Source organism: Neptuniibacter sp. (assembly GCF_024231755.1).
Lineage (GTDB): Bacteria > Pseudomonadota > Gammaproteobacteria > Pseudomonadales > Balneatricaceae > Neptuniibacter.
In genome coordinates, this window is record NZ_JAAEQH010000104.1 from 60,982 (window position 1) to 81,141 (window position 20,160).

Annotated in this window: 16 protein-coding genes; 5 read left to right on the top strand and 11 right to left on the bottom strand. The window is 45.1% G+C overall.

Annotated features, from left to right (window positions below):
* Positions 1-23 precede the first annotated feature (23 nt).
* From GY843_RS04930 to GY843_RS04960, 7 genes are all read right to left on the bottom strand, one after another.
* Positions 24-2,999 (bottom strand): EAL domain-containing protein, encoded by a 2,976-nt coding sequence (locus tag GY843_RS04930; protein ID WP_297307109.1) that lies wholly within the window; start codon positions 2,997-2,999, stop codon positions 24-26.
* Positions 2,996-3,493 carry a hydrogenase maturation protease gene (locus GY843_RS04935; RefSeq protein WP_297307111.1) on the bottom strand — a complete coding sequence of 166 codons (498 nt, stop codon included), beginning with the start codon at positions 3,491-3,493 and terminating at the stop codon, positions 2,996-2,998. Before GY843_RS04935 ends, GY843_RS04930 begins: the two co-directional genes overlap by 4 nt.
* On the bottom strand, positions 3,490-4,995 hold the full coding sequence (locus GY843_RS04940) for a nickel-dependent hydrogenase large subunit (protein WP_297307113.1): 1,506 nt from the start codon (positions 4,993-4,995) through the stop codon (positions 3,490-3,492). The genes GY843_RS04935 and GY843_RS04940 overlap by 4 nt, the downstream gene beginning before the upstream one ends.
* Before the next feature lie 18 nt (positions 4,996-5,013).
* The gene (locus GY843_RS04945) at positions 5,014-5,970 is read right to left on the bottom strand and encodes an NADH:ubiquinone oxidoreductase (protein ID WP_367183798.1); all 957 of its coding nucleotides are present in this window, start codon (positions 5,968-5,970) and stop codon (positions 5,014-5,016) included.
* 232 nt (positions 5,971-6,202) lie between these two features.
* Positions 6,203-8,422, bottom strand: coding sequence for a Tex family protein (locus tag GY843_RS04950; protein ID WP_297307116.1), 2,220 nt, complete (start codon positions 8,420-8,422; stop codon positions 6,203-6,205).
* Positions 8,423-8,428: 6 nt separating this feature from the next.
* On the bottom strand, positions 8,429-8,857 hold the full coding sequence (gene trxC, locus GY843_RS04955) for a thioredoxin TrxC (RefSeq protein WP_297307118.1): 429 nt from the start codon (positions 8,855-8,857) through the stop codon (positions 8,429-8,431).
* Between the two features lie 54 nt (positions 8,858-8,911).
* The gene (locus GY843_RS04960) at positions 8,912-10,501 is read right to left on the bottom strand and encodes an ABC-F family ATPase (protein ID WP_297307120.1); all 1,590 of its coding nucleotides are present in this window, start codon (positions 10,499-10,501) and stop codon (positions 8,912-8,914) included.
* A gap of 207 nt (positions 10,502-10,708) precedes the next feature.
* On the opposite strand from GY843_RS04960, the gene GY843_RS04965 reads away from it, so the two are divergent.
* From GY843_RS04965 to GY843_RS04975, 3 genes are all read left to right on the top strand, one after another.
* A complete protein-coding gene (locus GY843_RS04965) occupies positions 10,709-11,140 on the top strand; it encodes an acyl-CoA thioesterase (RefSeq protein WP_297307123.1) in 432 nt (143 codons plus the stop codon).
* Between the two features lie 104 nt (positions 11,141-11,244).
* On the top strand, positions 11,245-12,771 hold the full coding sequence (gene sbcD, locus GY843_RS04970) for an exonuclease subunit SbcD (protein ID WP_297307125.1): 1,527 nt from the start codon (positions 11,245-11,247) through the stop codon (positions 12,769-12,771).
* Entirely contained in the window at positions 12,768-16,466 is a 3,699-nt protein-coding gene (locus tag GY843_RS04975; protein WP_297307126.1) for an SbcC/MukB-like Walker B domain-containing protein, read from the top strand. Before sbcD ends, GY843_RS04975 begins: the two co-directional genes overlap by 4 nt.
* 112 nt (positions 16,467-16,578) lie before the next feature.
* Here the strand turns inward: GY843_RS04975 and GY843_RS04980 are convergent, their stop codons facing one another.
* The 4 genes from GY843_RS04980 to GY843_RS04995 all read right to left on the bottom strand — a co-directional run bounded on the left by GY843_RS04980 (position 16,579) and on the right by GY843_RS04995 (position 18,105).
* Entirely contained in the window at positions 16,579-16,797 is a 219-nt protein-coding gene (locus GY843_RS04980; RefSeq protein ID WP_297307128.1) for a hypothetical protein, read from the bottom strand.
* Between the two features lie 118 nt (positions 16,798-16,915).
* Positions 16,916-17,320: a GNAT family N-acetyltransferase gene (locus GY843_RS04985; RefSeq protein ID WP_297307130.1), complete on the bottom strand. Its 405-nt coding sequence runs from the start codon at positions 17,318-17,320 to the stop codon at positions 16,916-16,918.
* A 62-nt stretch (positions 17,321-17,382) separates the two neighbouring features.
* Positions 17,383-17,628: a DUF2164 domain-containing protein gene (locus tag GY843_RS04990; protein ID WP_297307132.1), complete on the bottom strand. Its 246-nt coding sequence runs from the start codon at positions 17,626-17,628 to the stop codon at positions 17,383-17,385.
* Between the two features lie 60 nt (positions 17,629-17,688).
* Positions 17,689-18,105, bottom strand: coding sequence for a hypothetical protein (locus GY843_RS04995; protein WP_297307135.1), 417 nt, complete (start codon positions 18,103-18,105; stop codon positions 17,689-17,691).
* Positions 18,106-18,476: 371 nt separating this feature from the next.
* Here GY843_RS04995 and GY843_RS05000 point away from each other — a divergent pair, with 371 nt between their 5' ends.
* Both GY843_RS05000 and GY843_RS05005 read left to right on the top strand, forming a co-directional pair.
* Positions 18,477-19,577: a site-2 protease family protein gene (locus GY843_RS05000; protein ID WP_297307137.1), complete on the top strand. Its 1,101-nt coding sequence runs from the start codon at positions 18,477-18,479 to the stop codon at positions 19,575-19,577.
* A gap of 1 nt (position 19,578) precedes the next feature.
* Positions 19,579-20,160, top strand: a 582-nt coding sequence (locus GY843_RS05005; RefSeq protein ID WP_297307139.1) for a DEAD/DEAH box helicase, incomplete at its 3' end; no start/stop codon positions are given.

The following is a 20,160-nucleotide window of genomic DNA, read 5'->3' on the forward strand; positions in this document are numbered from 1 at the left end:
ATGAATCTGTAAATGATTTGTTCTTAGGTTCTTTTGATACTTCGCTGGGAGACGAAAGTAAAGAACTCATCGGTCGAAAGAGGTTTTGAGATCAGGTAACCCTGCGCTTCTTCGCAACCAAGCGCTTTGAGAAGTTCCAATTGAGCTTGCTCCTCGACCCCTTCAGCGATGATTGTCTTTTCCATGATAGAGCCTAGATTGATGATCGACTCGACAATCGCTCTTGCCTGTTTTGAGTGTTCAATATCATTTATAAAACTACGGTCTATCTTCACTCTCTCTACTGGCAGAGATGCGAGATAGGATAGAGAGGAGTATCCGGTTCCGAAGTCGTCCATGGCGATACTGATGCCAAGGTTTTTGAGTGCCTTAAGTTGTGCCATGGCAAATTCAGGATCAGACATCGCTGCTGTTTCAGTGATCTCCAGTTCAATATACTCTGCAGGTATATCGTACTCCTGTAGCAAATCAGAAAGCTCCTCAACAAAATTGCCATCCTTTAGCTGGACCGTTGATAGGTTGATCGCGATCTTTGGTGGAGTAATACCCTGTTGAAGCTTGCTCCGCAGAGTAGACAATGTTTCCTTTAGCACCCATTCGCCAAGCTCAAGAATCAAGCTACTTTGCTCAGCAATTGGAATAAATTCTGCCGGGGATATAAAACCCAAATGCTGACTATTCCAGCGTAAGAGCACTTCAGCGCCAACTATCTGGCTGTCTTCAATCAATATTTTAGGTTGATAAACAAGGCAGAGCTCATTGTCTCGTATTGCTTTGTGAAGATGGATTTCGATCAGGTGTTTTCTCTGTATTTTGGACTGTAGTTCCTGATCATAGTAGTAATAGCCTGGACCTGAGCCTGCTTTAGCGGCATACATTGCCATATCAGCATTACTAAGTAGGGTGCCAGTTTCTAGTCCATCTGTTGGAATTAGGGTAATCCCGATGCTAATGCCGATATGTATCAAGTGATCATCGATCTGATAAGGCTGTGTTATGGAGTCGATTATTCTATCTGCCAATTCTCCAGGCGTTTTCAGAGATGATATATCCGCCTGAATGATGGCAAATTCATCGCCACCTAACCTCGCAACTACATCTGCTTTTTCTACGCAATTCAGTAGTCGTTGAGCAACTAGCTGAAGTAGTGTGTCACCGCACAGATGTCCCAGTGTATCGTTAACATCTTTGAAGTTATCCAGATCCATAAACAGCATGGCTGAGTGCTTTTGGTTGTGTTTAGCACTCAGTATTGCGCTTTCCAGGTGGTTAAGGAAAAGAGGGCGATTGGGCAAATCTGTCAGAAGATCGTGTTCTGCTTGATAGCGTAACTGGCTCTCTGCTTGTTTCTGTTTGGTTATGTCAGATTTCAGCGATAGGAAATGGGTGATGGCGCCTGAGGAATCTGTGATCGGAGAAACTGTCATATACTGCCAAAACTTCTCACCACTTTTTTTGCGGTTGATGATTTCGCCTTTCCATCGATTGCCATTTTTTATGGTTTGCCACAGATCTTTGTAAAATCTATCTGACATCTCACCCGATTGGACTAGGTTGGATTTTTTGCCAATTGCCTCACCTGCGCTGTAGCCAGTATTTTCAGTAAATATTGGGTTTACATATACAACGATGCCATCAGTATCGGTAATGATCACTTCGTGGGAGCTTTGTTCTACAGTCGAGGAGAGTAAGCGAACATGTTCCTCAGCTTCACGGCTTTGGGTGATGTCGCGTGTAGTGATAACGAAACCGCCAGAAGGCATAGGGTACGATTCACATTCGATCACATTTCCGCATTCGTAAAACAACAACCACTTTTGTTTGGCTTTAGAAAGTTGTTCTGGTTCAGGGGAAGGATTATCACCAGTCAATTCATGAGTGATTCGACAGAGTTGAGTGATATGCGGCAGCTGTTGTAATAGCTCTTCCCTAAAACCGCCATTGCTAGAAAAGGGCGGGTTCCATACTTGTAGATGTCCATCTGGTCCAAACATAGCAACACCCTGGCCCAAAGTGGCAAGTGTGTTTTTTAGTTGGCTTAGGTGAGATTCAAGATCCTGCTGACGTTTAATATGTTCACTTTGCTTAACCCTGGAGATGTCGGTTGCTGTGAGAATAAGGCCTTCCTCTTTTCCCGCATGAGAATAAAGAAGGGTGCCGCGCAACAGGAAATGTTTATCGGTAATACTTTGGCCGTTGGTGTTTTGTGATTTAAAGCAAACCTCTCGCTCGAATTCACTGTTCTTGTATACGGCCCGGTAAATATGCGGGCGCTGGTCCCACTGTTGAGATGGTGTAGCGTTAACAAGTTCCTCTAATACTGAATCGCAGAGAATATTATCTGGTGATGTACCTAAAAGTGAGCTGGCATTGCACTCAAGGATATTTTCCGCATAGCTATTAACGCGGGTAATTCTCCCTTGACTATCAGTTACTATCAGAAACTCATCAATTGAATTGGTAATGCAATCTATTAACTCATTTGCTGTTTGCAGGTCACTATTTCTATGCTCAAGCTCCGTTTTTTTATTTTCTACCTGGGTCAGCATTTGGTCCATAGATTCCAGATTAGAGAGGACCTTTTTCTGTAGGGCGGAATTGGCAGACCTTAAAACCTTTATTTCTTGTTCTTCTTTCGTTTCATCCTTTTGCGAAGGTTCGATTAGAGCAACTTTTATATTCTTGTTTGTTACAGGAATAAATCGGCTATTCTGTTTTTGTACCTCAATGCTATTAGGGCCACTTGATAATGCGGTAACCAGTCCATGATTCGGGCAGATGATGTTGCCGTTCTTATCCAGTCGTGCTTCAAGAAGCGAAGCTTGACCATGGCTGCAGAGCAGCGGTATAGCGAAGTATCTACCCTGATATTCAGCGACCAACAGCTCGGTATCTGAATTTTCCCGTTTACCAACCCAGCGAGTACGACCCTGCACCACCTGTTCATGCTGAATTGTGATGCTGTCTTCAATTTCTGCATGAATGTCCGCTTGTGTCATGCAGCCTCCTTCAGTTGAACAAGGCGCTTTTGGATCATTTGGCAGGCTGTTTCCACTGCGCGCTCTACAGAAGGGGATAGTTTATTGGTAAAGGCTTCTAATTCATTGGTAGTGACGCAGAGAAGCTCTATCCCGGGTGCTTTCCCATCCTCAGATAAAATAGGGATATGGCGAATAAGTTCTGCGATCCCTGCGTCGTGCAGGTGCTGGGGTGAGTGGTGGCAAAAACTCTCTGGTGTGTACCAAGCAACTGCACCGGGTAGCTGTTGATCAGTTTTCAGGGCATCAACAAGAATGCAGTGTTGACTGTTTTCCATATAACTCCATGCATGCATGGTATTGCAGCCGCAGAAGTGAAGATCGACTTCCTTAGCTTGCTGAGGTATCTGTAATTGTTTAAAAACAGCATAACCAAAGCCGTCATCACCATGCCATTCATTACCAAAAAAGAGTAATGAAACCTTAAGCTGTTGAGTTACGTGCTGCCCATTCACCTTACTACTCCGTAACGGTGTTTTCTGCCACCTAAAACATGTACTGTGCACACAAGGCAAGGATCATGCGAGCGAACTACGTGGCCAATTTCAACAGGGTCACTTAGATCCGATACAGTTAGTCCAAGCAAGCTGCTTTCGATATGCCCTCTGTTCCCCTGGTGATCTCGGGGGGATGCATTCCATGCGGTGGGTGTAACAATCTGGTAGCGATCAATCTTGCCATTCTTAACATCGATCCAATGGCCTAGGCTACCACGGGCCGCTTCAAGCATACCGATTCCCTGACCAGTTTCTGGAAGTGCACAGTGAGTGAAAGAGGGCTCGTTTATCTTTTCCAGAAGCTCCGTTAATTGCTGTTTTAGTAACCTAAGCGAGAGAGCCTGTCGATGGATTCTAATGAACTGGCGAACCAGACTATTAGCTCCATTCTTCTGAATCAGATCTAGAGTTAGCGGGTCTTTATCTACCACTAACTGAGCCAAAGGGCCTGTTTGAGCAACCCGTCCATTATATCGCGGCGCTTTAGCCCAACTATAGCGGCCGTTATCAGGGTCATATTTAGGTTGTGTTATACCCTTAAGCGGGTGTCTTGGTTGTTGAGAATCATCATGGAACCAGCTGTGGCTTACATCTTCGCTGATCAGGCCCTGGTCGAGAGACGTGAAACTATTATCAGAGCAGTTATATAAGCCAGAAGAACGAATTTGTTGCTCTGGGTTTTCTGGGTCAACTAGAGAACCATAACTGATCAGAAGACCACTACCCATGCCTACCTCATTCAGGCCGATATCACTACAGAATCGATAAAGCTGCGACACCGCTGCATCTGATTTGTTTAGGTAACTCTGGAGTTGGTCTGTGTTCTGTATATCTAGCCATTCGTCAAGCTGGCAGCCAATAACAGATTCCTCAAACCAGCGAGTATAGTTGTTGCAGATGGCGAGAGAACTGAGCACTTTGCTACGGTCAGGTAACGATGTGACGCCTCCGGGAACCATGTACGAGGAGTGTGGCCATTGACCACCAAAGATAGCGACTATTTCAACCAGTTTTCGGCTGTTGATGACCGCATCACGGTAGATTGTGCCACTCATATCGGAAAAGAGTGTAGATATTGCGCTTTGCTGAGGGTGGTCCTGATACTTTGAATGACAAAGATCTGGAGTGAACATAAGAAAAGTCTGACGACAGTCCGATTGTATCTCTTCTACCAGAAGACAAATATTACGAATTCTGATGGCATTTGCAGGGGGAGTAACACCAGCAAGATCTTCAAGTGCTTTGGCACTGGCGAAAAGATGCGCAGTGCTGCAAATACCGCAGATGCGCGGAGTAATAGCCAGAGCATCCATCGGTTCTCGCCCAATCATTATCTGCTCGAAACCGCGATATTGGGTGCCGATACACCAAGCATCGGTAACGACGCCATCATCAATACTCAGCTCTATCTCTAAATCACCCTCGACACGATTGAGCTCGACTTTTACTCGGCGTGACATAATCCCTCTTTATCCTATTCAGGGTTTTACTCTGCGTTCAATGATGCGAACCGGTGCTGCATCATTAGCAAGGTCTTTATAAGCCATATATCTGGCTCTACTTACGCCCAAGGGCAGAGAGACGGGTATGTCTCCGACTTTATCTGTTTTAAAAAGAGGGGCATTTCTTGGAAAATCGGGTGATACACACCCGATGCAAGGGACACCAGCTCGGGTTTTGCTGCTCTGTTTATTCCATAGTTGCGAATTACAGGTGGCCATGGTGTAAGGCCCTTGGCAACCTAGGTTGTAGAACAGACAACCCTCCTTACCGAATTCATCCTCTTCTATATCGTATTCGTGGTATTCATTACGGGTGCAACCTTGATGCACCATTGTACTGTAGTGCTCTTTAGGCTGATTCAGAGCATTGAGCTCAGGAGGGTAGCCTTCCAGTAGAGAGGTGATGGTTTGAATAATTACATTTGGATGAACGGGGCAGCCAGAAATATTAATTACCGGCAATCCTTTGTTACTTACCCAATGTTCATCCAGCAAACCTTTTGCTGCGCCTTTAAAAGATTGCATCCCGGTACATTCTGTTGGATTTGGCGGTGAAGCTGGAACTCCACCGTAGGCAGAGCAGGTACCAACAGCGACAACATAATCAGCTTTATCAGCCAGCTCTTTTATCATGAACGCTTTAGGCCGGTTGTTGATGGTGTCAAACATGCCGGTATTGTTAGGTCCCAGAGCAAGACTGCCTTCAATGCAGAGGATATTTAGGCTTTTTTCGTCAGCGAGAATCGCATCAACATCCTGCAGCAGGGCACTAACTGGCCGGGAAGATAAAGAGGGCTGCCAGATAATATCCAGATTGTATTGTGAAACCAGTTCAGGCCAAGATGGGTCATCCGCGCAGAGTAGGGACATAGTGTCCCCACTACAGGACCCTGCCTGTAACCATAAAAGATTTGTTCTACTCATCACCGGCATATCTACTAATTATTATTTTTCATGCTCGTTACATTGTAGTCGTACTTATCCTATTTAGCCTTCTTACTGTTTGATTTTAAACAGGTAAAAGGTCGTATATAAAACGAGACCTTAGAACGAATAACTCTTTCCACCCATTGTGGGTGGAAAGAGGAGAGGGGGAGAGTAAAGCGGTTTATTGTAAGGAACTGATTTCTACAAGATTCTTTCAAAGAGCTAACTTGCACAGAACTTATTTCAAAGAAGTAGCTCGTTTGAATGCAGCGGACATGCCTGTATTTGTGTTTTTTTCGCGTTTGTTTTTGGGCTGTGCCGTCACAGATCTGTCCTGGCTGCGCATAGTTAAGGCAATTCTTTTTCGCTGTAGATCAACTTCGGTCACTCTGACTTTTACTATCTGGCCATTACTAACAATATCGTGCGGGTCTTTGACAAAGCGATCAGCTAACTGGGAGATATGTACCAGCCCATCTTGATGAACACCTATATCAACAAAGGCACCAAAGTTAGTCACGTTTGTAACCGTGCCTTCAAGTTGCATCCCTTCACGAAGGTCTGCAAGGGTTTCAATACCCTCTAATAGTTTCGCGGTTTTAAATTCTGGCCGAGGGTCTCGACCAGGCTTATCAAGTTCCTGAAGGATATCTTGAACAGTGTATTCGCCAAACTGTTCGTTGGTGTAATCAGAAACGGTTAAGCTGTTCAGGAAGTTTGAATTACCGATCAGTTGCTCTAATGAACGATTGTTTTTCTTAGCAATAGATTCAACCAGTTTGTAGGCTTCTGGATGCACACCAGAGCTATCCAGAATCTGTTTGCCCGAATTGATCCGTAAAAAAGCAGCTGACTGTTCAAATGCTTTGGGGCCTAGTCGTGCCACTTTTTTTAGCTGATTACGATTCTGAAATGGGCCATTCTCGTCACGGTAGGCGACAATGTTTCTAGCCAGAGTGTTGTTTAGCCCAGAGATATGGTTGAGTAATGCCTCTGATGCACTGTTCAGATCTACCCCCACTGCGTTCACGCAGTCTTCAATTACTGCATCTAGGCTAGAAGCTAACTGACTTTGATTAACATCATGTTGATATTGCCCTACGCCAATAGCTTTAGGTTCTATCTTTACCAGCTCAGCGAGAGGATCCTGTAATCTGCGAGCGATTGAAACTGCACCGCGGATAGTTACATCAAGGTTGGGGAATTCTTCTGCTGCTAATTCGGATGCTGAGTAAACGGAGGCGCCCGCCTCACTGATAATCAACTTTTGTGCTCTGATATCACTGTGTTTCTGTAACAACTCAGATACAAGCTTGTCTGTTTCCCGGGAGCCGGTACCGTTGCCAATACTTATCAGTTCCACATTATGCTTGCTGGACAGTTTGAACAGGGTATTTATCGCCTGATCCCATTGCTTCTTTGGCGGATGAGGGAAGATTGTACAGTGATCGACTAGCTTGCTGGTAGCGTCCACAACAGCAACTTTAACGCCAGTCCTTAAACCGGGGTCAAGACCCAATGTGCACTTGGCTCCTGCAGGGGCTGCAAGCAAAAGCTCTTTGAGGTTGCGACTGAATACACGTATCGCTTCCTCTTCAGCTTGTTCCCTCTGTTTAGTAATCAGTTCTTTAACCAGCTTGGGTCTTAAGCGACTTTTCCATGTTTTGCGCACGACCTGATTGAACCAATCGTTCTGAGGCAGGGATAAAGAACGAGCTAACTGATCCTCAAAGTTGGTTTCTGACTCAATATCCAAATCTGCTTTGAGAATTCCTTCATTTACACCACGCAGAATAGCTAACATCCTATGGGATGGGATAGTTTTCAGCTTCTCACTATACTCAAAGTAATCCCGAAACTTCTCGCCTTCCGTAGCTCTCTTTTTAACAACTGAGACATTAAGAAGGCCGTGTTGCCAGAGGTTCTCGCGGAAACGTTTCAATAATTCGGGTTGAGATACCAACTGATCTGCAAGTATTGCGTTTGCCCCTTCCAGGCAGGCCTCTGCATCAGGGAAGTCTTTCTCTATATTAATGTAACGCTGGGAGAGCTTGATTAGGTTGGCATGAGGCTGAGTTATTATCTCCTCAAGGAGTTTTTTAAGGCCTGCTTCCTGAGCAATCTGGGCTTTTGTTCTGCGTTTGCTTTTATAGGGTTGATAGATGTCTTCCAGCTCGGATTTACTTTGTACATGCGTAATCGCAGAGCGCAGGAAGCTAGTTAACTGTCCCTGTTCGTTAATACTCTCGATTACATGTGCTTTACGGACTTCCAGCTCGCGCAAATAAACAAGACGTTGTTGCAGTTGTCGTAATTGCCCATCATCTAATGCACCTGTTATCTCTTTACGGTAACGAGCAATAAAAGGAACGGTAGAGCCTTCATCCAGAAGCTTGCAGGCAGCTTCAACCTGATGGGTTTTTACATCTAGTTCAGATGCTATTTTCTGATAAATCATACAGCTTTAAATCTTCTGAAGGCTTTGCAGAATCCATTGCTTTAACTGAGGCTCCTGTAGCGCCCCCGCAATACGGTCAATCTCTTTGCCATTCTGGAAAAGAATCAAGGTGGGAATGCTGCGGATATTCATTCGAGCGCTGGTTTGTTGAGCCTTTTCTGTATCAACTTTGGCAAATAATAAGGTTTCAGATTCAGCGGCCGTTTTCTCAAAGATCGGCTTCATCATCTGACATGGTCCACACCAGCTTGCCCAGAAATCAACAATCACAGGTAGCTCATTATCCGCAACGTATTTCTCAAAGTTACTATCATCCAGCTCAGCAGGTTGATGGGTATGTAATGCGTTTTTACATCTGCCGCACTTACCGCCTATGTGTGAACGGTCATCTGGAATACGGTTTGAGGTCATGCAACTGGGGCAAACAATATGCATTCTATTTACCTTTGAATTTGAGCCTTAGAGGGATTGGAATAATAGCTTAGGCTATTACTCCACACCCTGACTTTTCAGATAGTCGTCATAGCTGCCGTGGAAGTCGACAATGCCGTTAGGTGTCAGTTCGATAATCCGGGTTGCCAGCGAGGATACAAACTCTCGGTCGTGGCTGACGAAGAGCAGTGTGCCAGGGTAGTTCTCCAAAGCCAGGTTAAGGGATTCGATCGATTCCATATCCAAGTGGTTGGTAGGCTCATCCATTAACATGATATTAGGACGTTGCAGAATGATTTTTCCGAACAGCATACGGCCCTGTTCGCCACCGGAGATAACCTTAACTGACTTATCGATCTCTTTCTGTGAGAAGAGCAGTCGCCCCAGCGTGCCGCGTATTACCTGCTCGTCATCACCTTCTTTACCCCACTGTCCCATCCAGTCCAGAAGTGTTTTATCCTCTTCGAAGTCTGATGCATGGTCCTGAGCGTAATAACCCAATTCTGAGTTTTCTGACCATTTTATCTCTCCTGCACTAGGCTCCAGGTCACCAACCAGGCAGCGCAGTAGAGTCGATTTACCAATACCGTTAGGACCGATAATGGCAATACGCTCACCAACTTCCACCATCAGGTTCAGATCATTAAACAGAGGTTCTTCAAAGCTCTTGCTCAATCCTTCGACTTCAAGAGCTAAGCGGTGCAGCTTAGTGTCCTGCTCAAAGCGAATAAATGGGTTCTGGCGACTAGATGGTTTAACTTCTTCCAGCTGAATTTTGTCGATCTGACGGGCACGGGAAGTAGCCTGTTTCGATTTAGATGCGTTCGCAGAGAAACGGCTGACAAAGGTTCGAAGCTCAGCGATCTGAGCTTTCTTCTTAGCGTTATCTGCAAGAAGGCGTTCGCGGGCTTGTGTAGCTGCGGTCATGTACTCGTCATACGAGCCTGGATACAGACGGATAGAGCCGTAATCAAGATCAGCCATATGGGTGCAGACACTGTTCAGGAAATGACGATCATGGGAAATGATGATCATAGTGCAGTTGCGTTCGTTCAGAACACCTTCCAACCAGCGGATTGTATTGATATCAAGGTTGTTGGTTGGTTCGTCGAGTAACATGATATCCGGTTCTGAGAACAGAACCTGTGCCAGTAGAACACGCAGCTTCCAGCCTGGAGCGACTTCGCTCATTGGGCCAAAGTGTTGTTCAATCGGAATGCCTACACCGAGTAACAGCTCTCCGGCACGGGATTCAGCGCTGTAACCATCCATTTCAGCGAATTCGCCTTCCAGCTCCGCTGCACGAATACCATCTTCCTCAGTCATCTCCGGGTTGGCATAAATCGCGTCACGTTCAGACTTTACCGCCCACAGTTCTTCGTGCCCCATAATCACAGTATCAACCACGCTGCACTCTTCATAAGCAAACTGATCCTGCTTCAGCTTACCGATACGCTCGTTGGGATCTTTAGATACATTGCCTGCAGATGGTTCAAGGTCGCCGCCCAGAATCTTCATGAAAGTGGATTTTCCGCAACCGTTCGCCCCTATGAGGCCGTAACGATTACCTTCACCGAATTTTACTGAAACGTTTTCAAATAGCGGCTTAGCGCCAAACTGCATGGTTATATTGGCTGTGGTTAGCAATGTCTTATTCCGATTGAATTGATATGTGCCGGACTATGCCTGCGAGTCGAAGTGAATGGCGCGCATTATGCCAATATCTGACTAATGGTTAAACAGCGTTTTTGGTTTGTGTGCTTTTGGGTGGGGACAGGTTTAAACCTGTCCCCTAAAATAACGTGTATCATGCTAAAGTTTGATATGTGTTGAGTGAATTTAAAAGGATCAACGATGGCTACTGATACTAATCCTGTACCGACTAAAGGTCGTTTAACAACCCGTACCATGGCTATGCCAGCGGATACCAACCCTGCTGGGGATATTTTTGGTGGCTGGGTGTTATCGCAGATGGATATTGCTGCTGGAATCTGTGCAGGTCAGCGCGCCCAATGCCGTGTGGTAACCGCTTCGCTGGATGGTATGAGCTTTATCCGTCCTGTAAAAGTAGGTGATATTCTTGGTGTTTATACCGAGGTCGCGCGAGTGGGTCGTAGCTCAATGGATATTCATGTGGAATGTTGGGTGCGTCGCGGTCGAATAGGGCAACGTGAGAAGGTGACTGAAGCAACTTTTAAATTTGTAGCGATCGATGAAGAGGGTAATCCTACTCCAGTGCCTGCTGAGGCAGACCTTCCTTCCTACGCTTTAGATGGATTAACCTAACACTCTTACTTCTGGGTGCTGTCATTTAGGATTTCGGGTAAGATGACAGCATCCTTCTATCAAGGATGAACCATCAGTAAACTGGACTTTGAGCACCTCTCTTAATGCGCATTCTGCATACCTCTGACTGGCATCTGGGTCAGCACTTTATTTCCAAAAGCCGTGCAAATGAACACAAACAGTTTATTCAATGGCTGCTGTCACAAGTTAAAGAAAATCAAATAGATGCAGTTGTTATTGCAGGTGATGTATTCGATACCGGTTCGCCACCCAGCTACGCTCGTGAGCTCTATAATCAGTTTGTTGTTGAGATAAATAAACTGGATTGCCAACTGATTGTACTTGGTGGAAATCATGACTCGGTGGCAACACTTAATGAGTCCAGACAACTACTGGCTTATCTGAATGCTCAGGTCATCGCCCATGTCCATGATAATCCTGACGATCAGATTATCGTGTTGAATAACAAGCAGGGTGAACCCGGTGCAGTTCTCTGTGCCATCCCGTTCCTTCGCCCAAGAGATCTTTTACAGAGTCAGGCTGATCAATCAGCACAGGACAAATCCCAGGCTTTAGGTGAGGCAATCTCACAGCACTACCAATCACTTTATAATCTGGCGGTAAAAAAATGTGGTGAGCTGGGAATTGATCTGCCGATTATAGCCACCGGTCACCTCACCGCAGTCGGGGTGAAAAGCTCTGAGTCGGTGAGGGATATCTATATTGGCAGCCTTGAAGCGTTGCCTGTAACTGCTTTCCCGCCTGCGGATTATATTGCCTTGGGGCATATTCACCGGCCTCAGGTTGTATCCAGCTCTGAACATATCCGTTACAGCGGTTCACCTATCCCTCTCAGTTTTGATGAGTTGTCTAGCCAGAAACAGGTGGTGCTGGTGGAGTTTGACGCTGATAAAAACAGAACAGTAACACCTATTGATGTTCCCATGTTTCAGCCAATGCAGGTCGTGCGCGGAGATCTGAACGGTATTGAAAAACAACTGCAGTCACTTCCTGAATCTGAACAGCCAATCTGGTTATCTATTGAGGTGGAAGCTCAGGATTACCTGAACGATCTGCAGCAACGGATCAAAGCGCTGACGGAAGAGCTTAATGTAGAGGTGTTGCTTTTACGCAGAGCCCGCACTCAACGACAGAAGCAGATTCAGCGCGAGAAAAAAGAAACCTTGGATGAGCTTAATCCAGTGGAAGTATTTGAGCGCAGATTGGCTCAGGAATCTTTCGATACCGAGAGTGATGAAGAGCGGCTACTGCGTCTCCGAGAAAGTTTCCAGCAGATAATGATTGAGGTTCAGGAGGAGAATGATCTTCCGGTATATTCTGCAGAAAAGCTGGAACAGAAAGAATCAGAACAGAGGCTTTCTGAACCTGATCTTGAACTTGATCTTGAGCCTGAACAAACCCAGGAGTTTAGTCTGGACTTTGCTGAGGAAATTGTTGAGGTAGTGACTGACAGTGTGGCTGTGACAACTAACAACACTACAGAGACAGTTACTGAATCCGAGGCAAAACCAATACCTGATCCAAAACCTAAGGCAGCCAAGAAAAAGTCCCGGGTCGATGAAGGCTTACAACAGGATGATCTATTCGCATTTCCGGAGGCTGACTCATGAAGATACTCAGTCTGCGTTTTAAGAATATTAACTCCCTGCAGGGGGAGTGGAAGATCGACTTCAGCCAAACCCCGTTTAACGAAAACGGACTGTTTGCTATCACTGGCCCAACCGGAGCCGGAAAAACCACCATACTGGATTCTATCTGTTTAGCGTTATATCACCGAACACCACGTTTAAATAGCATTTCTAAATCCAGTAATGAACTGATGACCCGTGGTACAGCAGATTCTCTGGCCGAGGTGGAGTTTGATGTAAAAGGGCAATGCTATCGTGCATTCTGGAGCCAGCGCCGTTCCCGTGACAAGTCTGACGGAAACCTTCAGGAAGCTAAGGTTGAGTTATCTAAAATCGAGCAACAGGGCGAAAGCGGTGAGATTCTCGCTTCACAGATAAAACTGAAGAATCAGTTGATAGAAGAGATCAGCGGCCTCGATTTTGAGCGTTTTACTAAATCGATGATGCTCTCTCAGGGACAGTTTGCCGCTTTCTTGAATGCAGATGCTAACGACAGAGCAGAACTACTCGAAGAACTCACAGGTACAGAAATCTATGGTCTGATCTCAGAAAAGGTACATGAGCATTTCACTGAATCGAAAAACAGCTTACGTGAGTTACAGGCCAGAGCAGATGGTGTTGAACTGCTGACTGCAGAACAGATTGCTGATTATAAAGAGCAGCTTTCAGTTTTAAGTGCGCAGCTCAAAACAACAGATGAACAGGTTAAAACGGTTCAGGAACACCAACAGTGGTGGCAACAGTACTGTAAAGCTGAGCAGGAGTCCGCTGCAAACCAACAAAGCATGAAGCAAGCTCTGGAGCGGAAACAAGCAGAGCAGGCTAATTTGGACCGATTAGCGTTGAGTGAGCCAGCAGAGCGTCTGCGGGGTGTTTATCAGTCTGTGGTTGAAAGCCGGGAACAGCAACAGGTTCTGACACAGTCGGTCGCATCTGTATCGACAAAAGTCAGCCAATTGCAGCAGCAATCTCAACAAGCTGAATTATCTGCCGAGAAAGAAGCGCGAGCATTACAGGAGCTTATTTCTGAACAGAATAAACTGGAACAGCTGATAAATGAGCGGGTTGTTCCGCTTGATGTAGAGTGCGAGAAAATCATCCAACAAGGCGCGGATGCCAAGCAGGAACTGGTGCGTTACCAGCAGGAACAACAAAGCCTGAAACAAAAGAGTGATGCGAACATAGCCGAGCAATCCCGGCTTAACGAAGAGTTCCTATCATGTCAGTCACAAATCCAGGAATGTGGGGATGCAAATCTAGGTGAGAAAATTCCCCTATGGTCAGTAAAACTAGAGCAATTGTCGCAGACCGAAGATGAGCTACAGCAGTTACACTCTTCTGAACAGGAAGCTCAGAATGGTATATCGGAACTGACTGAAAAACAGCAACAGTTGAAACAGCAGATTGCAGTTGTAGCGAATGAAATTGAACTTAGTAATCAGGGACTGACTAAAACCCAGAATGAACTGAGTACATTGCTGGGGCAGGATGAACTAACTACTCTGGAATCACAGTTACAACGCTTACAACAAGATCAGATTCAGCAGCAGGAGCTTAAGCACACTGCAGAACTACTGCGTAAACTACTTCAGGAACAGCAGAAATCATCTGTTGAACAGCAGAAGTTGGATCAGCAGGTTGCAGAATCAGAGCAGCAGTTGCAGGTTTTGCGTCAGGAGTATCACCAGAAAAATCAGCATCTTAATGATCTGAGCAAACTGCTGGAGCAGGAACAAAAGATCAATAGCCTGGAAGCAGAACGGGCAAAACTTATCGAAGGTGAAGCTTGCCCTCTATGTGGTTCCACTGAACATCCCTACGTTGAGGGCTATCAGCTTGTGGATAATAGTGAAACCCAGAAACGCCACCAAGCTTTGGGAGAAGAGTGTGATGAGCTGAAGGACATGGGGCTGAAACTCCGTCATCAACTGGAACATCTGACAGTTACTCAACTACCGCAGTTAAAATCCTTTGCGGAACAGCTGCAACAGGATATTACCGCCCATACTGGCAAGTGGAATGAACTGTGCAGAAGTTTGGCTTGTGAGCTTTCTCCAGAGAATGAAGAAGCTTTGAGTCAGTATTTGATACAGAGTGAGCATAATCTGCAGAACCTTCAGCAGAGAGTAGAAAGAGTCAGAGAAACACAGCAGTTGTTACTGCAACAGCAAACCTCCCAACAAACCTTGAATCAAGCAGGGCAGGAGCATCAGTCTGCTCTTCAGCTGCTTGAGCAGAGATTTCAAGCTTTCCAAGACCAACTGAAACAGTTGACCGAACGAAAGCAAAAGTTAAAGACTGAATCTGTACAGGCCTCAACTTTACTTGAGCAGGAGCTTTCTGCTTCAGGACTTCGGCTTCCAGAATTAAGCCTACGTGACCAGTGGCTGGATGAGCTGAGGCTCAAACAGGGCAATAAGCAGCGGCTACAAGAACTAGAGCAAAGCCTTAAACAAAATCTACTCAAGTCGGAAACGCAGCTGCAACAGCTTTCTGTACAAATTGATCAACAGAATGAGAAGGTAAGTCTGAGGCAGAAAAGCCTGGCTGACATAACCGAGGCTCTGCGAGAGAAAACAGAGGAAAGGGTACAGCTCTTCGCTGATAAATCTGTGACAGATGAGCGAGAGAAAGCCAGTGTCAAACGCGCTGAAGCCGAGCAATCAACAAAGCAGGCTCAGGAGTACAACCAGCAGCTTTTACAACAGTTAAAAGCAGAGCAGGCGACACTGACCAGTATTGAGGATCAACTCAAATCGCTGCAGGGATCATTAACGGAAAAAGAGTCTGCCTGGGCAGAGAAATTAACCTGCAGTCCTTTTACAGATGATAAACAGTTTCTGTCTGCTCTACTTAAAGAGTCAGAGTTGGAAACACTACAGCAACTTTCTGCAGAGATTAGTAGAGAGATTGAGCGTTTGACCGCTTTGGCTGAGCAGTCAGAGAAACAAGTAGTCATTCTCGAAAAGGCTGGAGACGAAAAAGATTACAAAGCTCTTTCTGTTGAACAGGTATCTGCTCAGCTGGAGGAGATGCAGCTACAACAACGTGAGCTTAGCCATCAGCAAGGTTTGCTAAGCGGCCTATTGAGCGATGATCAGAAGCGCAGGGAAGCACAGCAGCAACTGTTTTCTGAGATTGAGGAATGTCAAAAGCAATATGATGATCTTTCCTACCTACACTCGCTTATCGGTTCCCAGCGAGGGGATAAGTTCCGTCGCTTTGCACAGGGATTAACACTGGATCACCTTGTTTACCTAGCAAATCGACAGCTTGATCGACTACATGGACGATACCAACTACAGCGCAAGGTTTCTGAAGCGCTAGAGTTACAGGTAATGGATACCTGGCAGGCGGATACAGTACGTGATACCAAAACCTTGTCAGGTGGTGAAAGTTTCCTTGTAAGCCTTGCGTTAGCATTGGCTTTGTCAGATCTGGTCAGCCAGAAAACCAGTATTGATTCACTGTTCCTTGATGAAGGTTTCGGTACGTTGGATAGTGAAACTTTGGATCTGGCGCTGGACGCACTGGATAACCTGAATGCATCCGGTAAGATGATCGGTGTTATCAGTCACATTGAAGCGATGAAAGAGCGTATCCCGGTGCAGATCAAAGTGAAGAAAATGAATGGGCTTGGAGTAAGTCGGCTGGAAGAGCAGTTCGCTATGGGGTAGCGGACTGCTCTTCCTCAGCAAATACCGGTGAGAGTCAAGCTTACTTGGGTTGGAGCTGCTAAAACTGAGGAATAGTGAATAGATAGCTAACTAGTTTTGCTTTATTTACAGCTCAGTCATCATCATGCATGGCAAAAGAATATTTTCCGGAACAAAGGCCTGCTAACCTCTCAACGATTTTGGCTTCTTCCAAATCTGACAAAACAATAGCTTCATTGTCTAGGACAAAACTGTATTCATCAGTAAAGACATCAAACTTTATCTTCCCAAGAATACGACCGTCACTACTAATGCAATCTAGCTCTTGCTCGATTGGGAAGAACAGCACCATTTGAAACCTCTTTCATTTAAAGCAAATTTGCGAGGGCATGATAATCGTTGATGGTCATTCTGAAAAGGCTTTGCATCTTTAGATGCAAGATCCGCAGTAAGCAGATTCCACAAGTTTTTTAGACCTCAGTACTCATGAGTTTATGGCTCCCTGAGAAACCATATCTTTCATATAAACCATGGGCATCATCAGTAACTAAGAATTGGAATTTAGAGCTCCAGCGAGGGTCATTCACAATGACACCAAACATCCACTTACCAATCCCTTTCGAACGGTGCTCCGCCTGAATTATAAAATCAGCAATGTAAGCCACCGATGAGAAGTCGGTCACTACCCGAGCAAACCCTACCTGGACATCATCACAGAATAACGAGAAGCAGATGCTATGCTGGATGGAGGTTTTGATGGTTTCAAGGCTTCTCTCTTGTGCCCAATACGAAGACATCAGGAGGGATGTTACCTGTTCGAGTTGAATATCATCACGATCATCGCTGATAAAGTAACTTTTGTTTTTATATTGCATAACTCATAAAAGGATCTGTTTTAGCGGGTGAGGTTTTCCATTCGGAATTAAGGCTGTTATTTCTAACTCGTTGGCTTTTCCAAATCCTGAATAAGATAACCAATCTCTTCAGTTTTCTCATTAAGCAGCACCTGAGCATCATAGAGGCCTTGATTATAAAAATAGGCTCCAACTTCTTTGGAAAAGAAATCGATTAAAAACTCTGCATCGAAACTCCCTATGTCTTGATCAAGCCGATCTCGGAAGTAGATCTTCACCTTATCAACTATTTGGTCTTTCTCTGCCGCTGAAAACTTAATTGTGCTCATATCATCTCTCTATGTGCACCTGGATGTCATACATGTGGTGCGTGAATTGAAGGTTGGTGTTTAGATATCTGTATTCGAAGCTTTACCATAAATAAAACCAATCAGAATACCGTAAATCCCAAATTGTAAAACCAGATAGAAGGTCTCCATAAGTACGAAAGAGAGGGAATCCTCTAACATTTGTTTAGCAACAAACGCTAACACATGGGATGTCCAAAAGAAGGAGCCTACAACCGATGTGAATTTAAGTCCTCTCACAATTGGAGAGCCCGAAAATTTCACAAAAGGAAATAGAAATGACAGCAACAAACCTTGAATGACTATGGTCAGCAAACCGAGTAAAAAACTGGGTTCTCCTTCGAAGTATCCAAAGGCTTTATATTTTTCCTCGAATAAGATTACGTGCCATACCACTGCTAAAGGAAAAGTCACAAGTGTGTAAGCCGTTGTTCCCAGAGCTACTGACTTATAATTCATGGAATAGTCCTATGGGTGGAGATTCGATTCAATCGTGAATGGTAGTTAAAGCGCTTTAGCTCATTAATCGCATTTCAATCAGATAGTGGCATAGGAGGAAGGAGGTTTAAATAGCCAGGCTTCTTGGGAATTTCGATGAAGAAATGTGCCGATAGAGGAATGGCTGGAGAACCCTTTCACATCTATCGGCACCAGACAGTTTATTCGCTGGAATTATCAGTATAGATCAAGATTTTCAAACTGCTGTTTGAAATCGATATTTATCTTCATTCATTGTGATGGCTATACGAGGCTGCAAACGAATAAAGCATCGCCCTTTGCAAATTACTTTCCGTTATAATTGGCCGCTTTGTATCTGATAGGCTGGTGTAATGCAGTTATTACGTATTGATTGTCTGGGTAAGGAATTACGTCTGGAGGCTTCTATGGCGGGCTGGCAGGCACTTTATTGGGACAATAAACTGGTTTCCCGGATCAATGCCAGTGCAGATGCGGGTGAAAACTTCGAGCATTGTTTTAAGCTGGAAGCCAAAAGTGATCAGATGGATGAGCCAAAGCAGTTGACGTGCTGTTTGAAGCTAAAGTTGAGCTGGCAACCGTTTGATCTTAGCTATCGTTTAGAATTGGATCAGCAGTTGTTAGCTGAGGGCGATCTGACTGAGAAGGATATCGAATCTCAAGAGGTCGTTAATCGGGTTAAGCAACCGACTAAGTTCAGCATCATCGGTTTTGCTTCCCTGGCACTAAAGTTATTTAAAAGTGCGAAAGTTATTAAGGTCCTGTTTGCTGCGGGTAGTCTTGCTGCTTATACATGGCTATTTTCAATAGAATTCGCCATTGCTCTCATCCTGTGTCTGGTATTTCACGAATATGGCCATATCCGGGCAATGAAGCGTTTTGGTATGCAAACTAAAGGGATCTATCTTGTTCCCTTTATCGGAGGCTTAGCCGTATCCAATGATCGGATTAATACTCGCTGGCAGAATGTCTATATCTCGATTATGGGGCCTTGTTACGGCTTGTTTCTATCGTTATCTTGCTTAGTGATTTACTGGATTACTGATATCGAAATTTTTGCTGGGCTAGCTGCGTTTAATGCATTGTTGAATCTGTTTAATATGCTACCGATTCTGCCTTTGGATGGTGGACATATCCTAAAAAGCATCTCTTTTTCAGTTAATTCAGTGCTTGGATTGATTTTGTGCGTTATCTGCGCAATTGCTGGAGTCGCCATAAGCTATACCTTTGGTTTGGCACTACTAGGTTTCTTACTTGCGATAGGCAGTATCGAAATCTTGTTTGAGTGGAAACGCCGCCACCAAAGCGATCTGTTACCACTGGATCGTTACGGTCAGATAGTTTCGGGTTGTTGGTACTTTGCTACCGTAGGCGGTTTAGGCTGGGTTATCTGGTATCTGGGGCAGGGCGAAAACCATGCGCTATCCCTCCCATTAAAAATTCTCGCGAGTTGATATGTCATTCTCTGACTTGCCATTATCTCCACGGTTACTGCCAGCGATTGAAAAGTCTGGTTATACCGAACCGACGCCCGTTCAAATACAAGCAATCCCCGCCATCCTTAATGGTAAGGACCTTTTGGTTGGGGCAAAAACGGGCACTGGTAAAACAGCGGCTTTTGCTCTGCCTATTTTGCACAAGCTACTAACATCAGATGATTTCTGCGAAAACTCAAAGAAGCTGAAGGCCCTTGTGCTTGCCCCCACCAGAGAGCTGGCACAACAGGTTAATGATAACTTTAAAAAATATGCAAAGGGTACGGGGTTTCGTTCTGCGGTTATCTACGGTGGTGTAGGTATCGGTCCACAGGTGGAACAGATAAAAAAAGGAATTGATCTTCTTGTAGCTACGCCAGGGCGTTTGCTAGATCTGCATAAGAAACGAGCTCTGGATCTGAGAAGTATTGAGTTTCTGGTGTTTGATGAAGCTGACCGTATGCTGGATATGGGTTTTAAGGATGAAATCAAAGCGGTGATTAGTAAGTTGCCTAAGCGGGATAAGCAGCCAAGACAGACGCTGCTTTTTTCGGCAACGCTC

Bases quoted from the DNA above. Each gene is read 5' to 3' on its own strand.
- GY843_RS04930 (WP_297307109.1), bottom strand. From the start codon at position 2,999: ATGACACAAGCGGACATTCATGCAGAAATTGAAGACAGCATCACAATT.
- GY843_RS04940 (WP_297307113.1), bottom strand. From the start codon at position 4,995: ATGTCACGCCGAGTAAAAGTCGAGCTCAATCGTGTCGAGGGTGATTTA.
- GY843_RS04945 (WP_367183798.1), bottom strand. From the start codon at position 5,970: ATGCCGGTGATGAGTAGAACAAATCTTTTATGGTTACAGGCAGGGTCC.
- GY843_RS04950 (WP_297307116.1), bottom strand. From the start codon at position 8,422: ATGATTTATCAGAAAATAGCATCTGAACTAGATGTAAAAACCCATCAG.
- trxC (WP_297307118.1), bottom strand. From the start codon at position 8,857: ATGCATATTGTTTGCCCCAGTTGCATGACCTCAAACCGTATTCCAGAT.
- GY843_RS04965 (WP_297307123.1), top strand. From the start codon at position 10,709: ATGGCTACTGATACTAATCCTGTACCGACTAAAGGTCGTTTAACAACC.
- sbcD (WP_297307125.1), top strand. From the start codon at position 11,245: ATGCGCATTCTGCATACCTCTGACTGGCATCTGGGTCAGCACTTTATT.
- GY843_RS04975 (WP_297307126.1), top strand. From the start codon at position 12,768: ATGAAGATACTCAGTCTGCGTTTTAAGAATATTAACTCCCTGCAGGGG.
- GY843_RS04980 (WP_297307128.1), bottom strand. From the start codon at position 16,797: ATGGTGCTGTTCTTCCCAATCGAGCAAGAGCTAGATTGCATTAGTAGT.
- GY843_RS04985 (WP_297307130.1), bottom strand. From the start codon at position 17,320: ATGCAATATAAAAACAAAAGTTACTTTATCAGCGATGATCGTGATGAT.
- GY843_RS04990 (WP_297307132.1), bottom strand. From the start codon at position 17,628: ATGAGCACAATTAAGTTTTCAGCGGCAGAGAAAGACCAAATAGTTGAT.
- GY843_RS04995 (WP_297307135.1), bottom strand. From the start codon at position 18,105: ATGAATTATAAGTCAGTAGCTCTGGGAACAACGGCTTACACACTTGTG.
- GY843_RS05000 (WP_297307137.1), top strand. From the start codon at position 18,477: ATGCAGTTATTACGTATTGATTGTCTGGGTAAGGAATTACGTCTGGAG.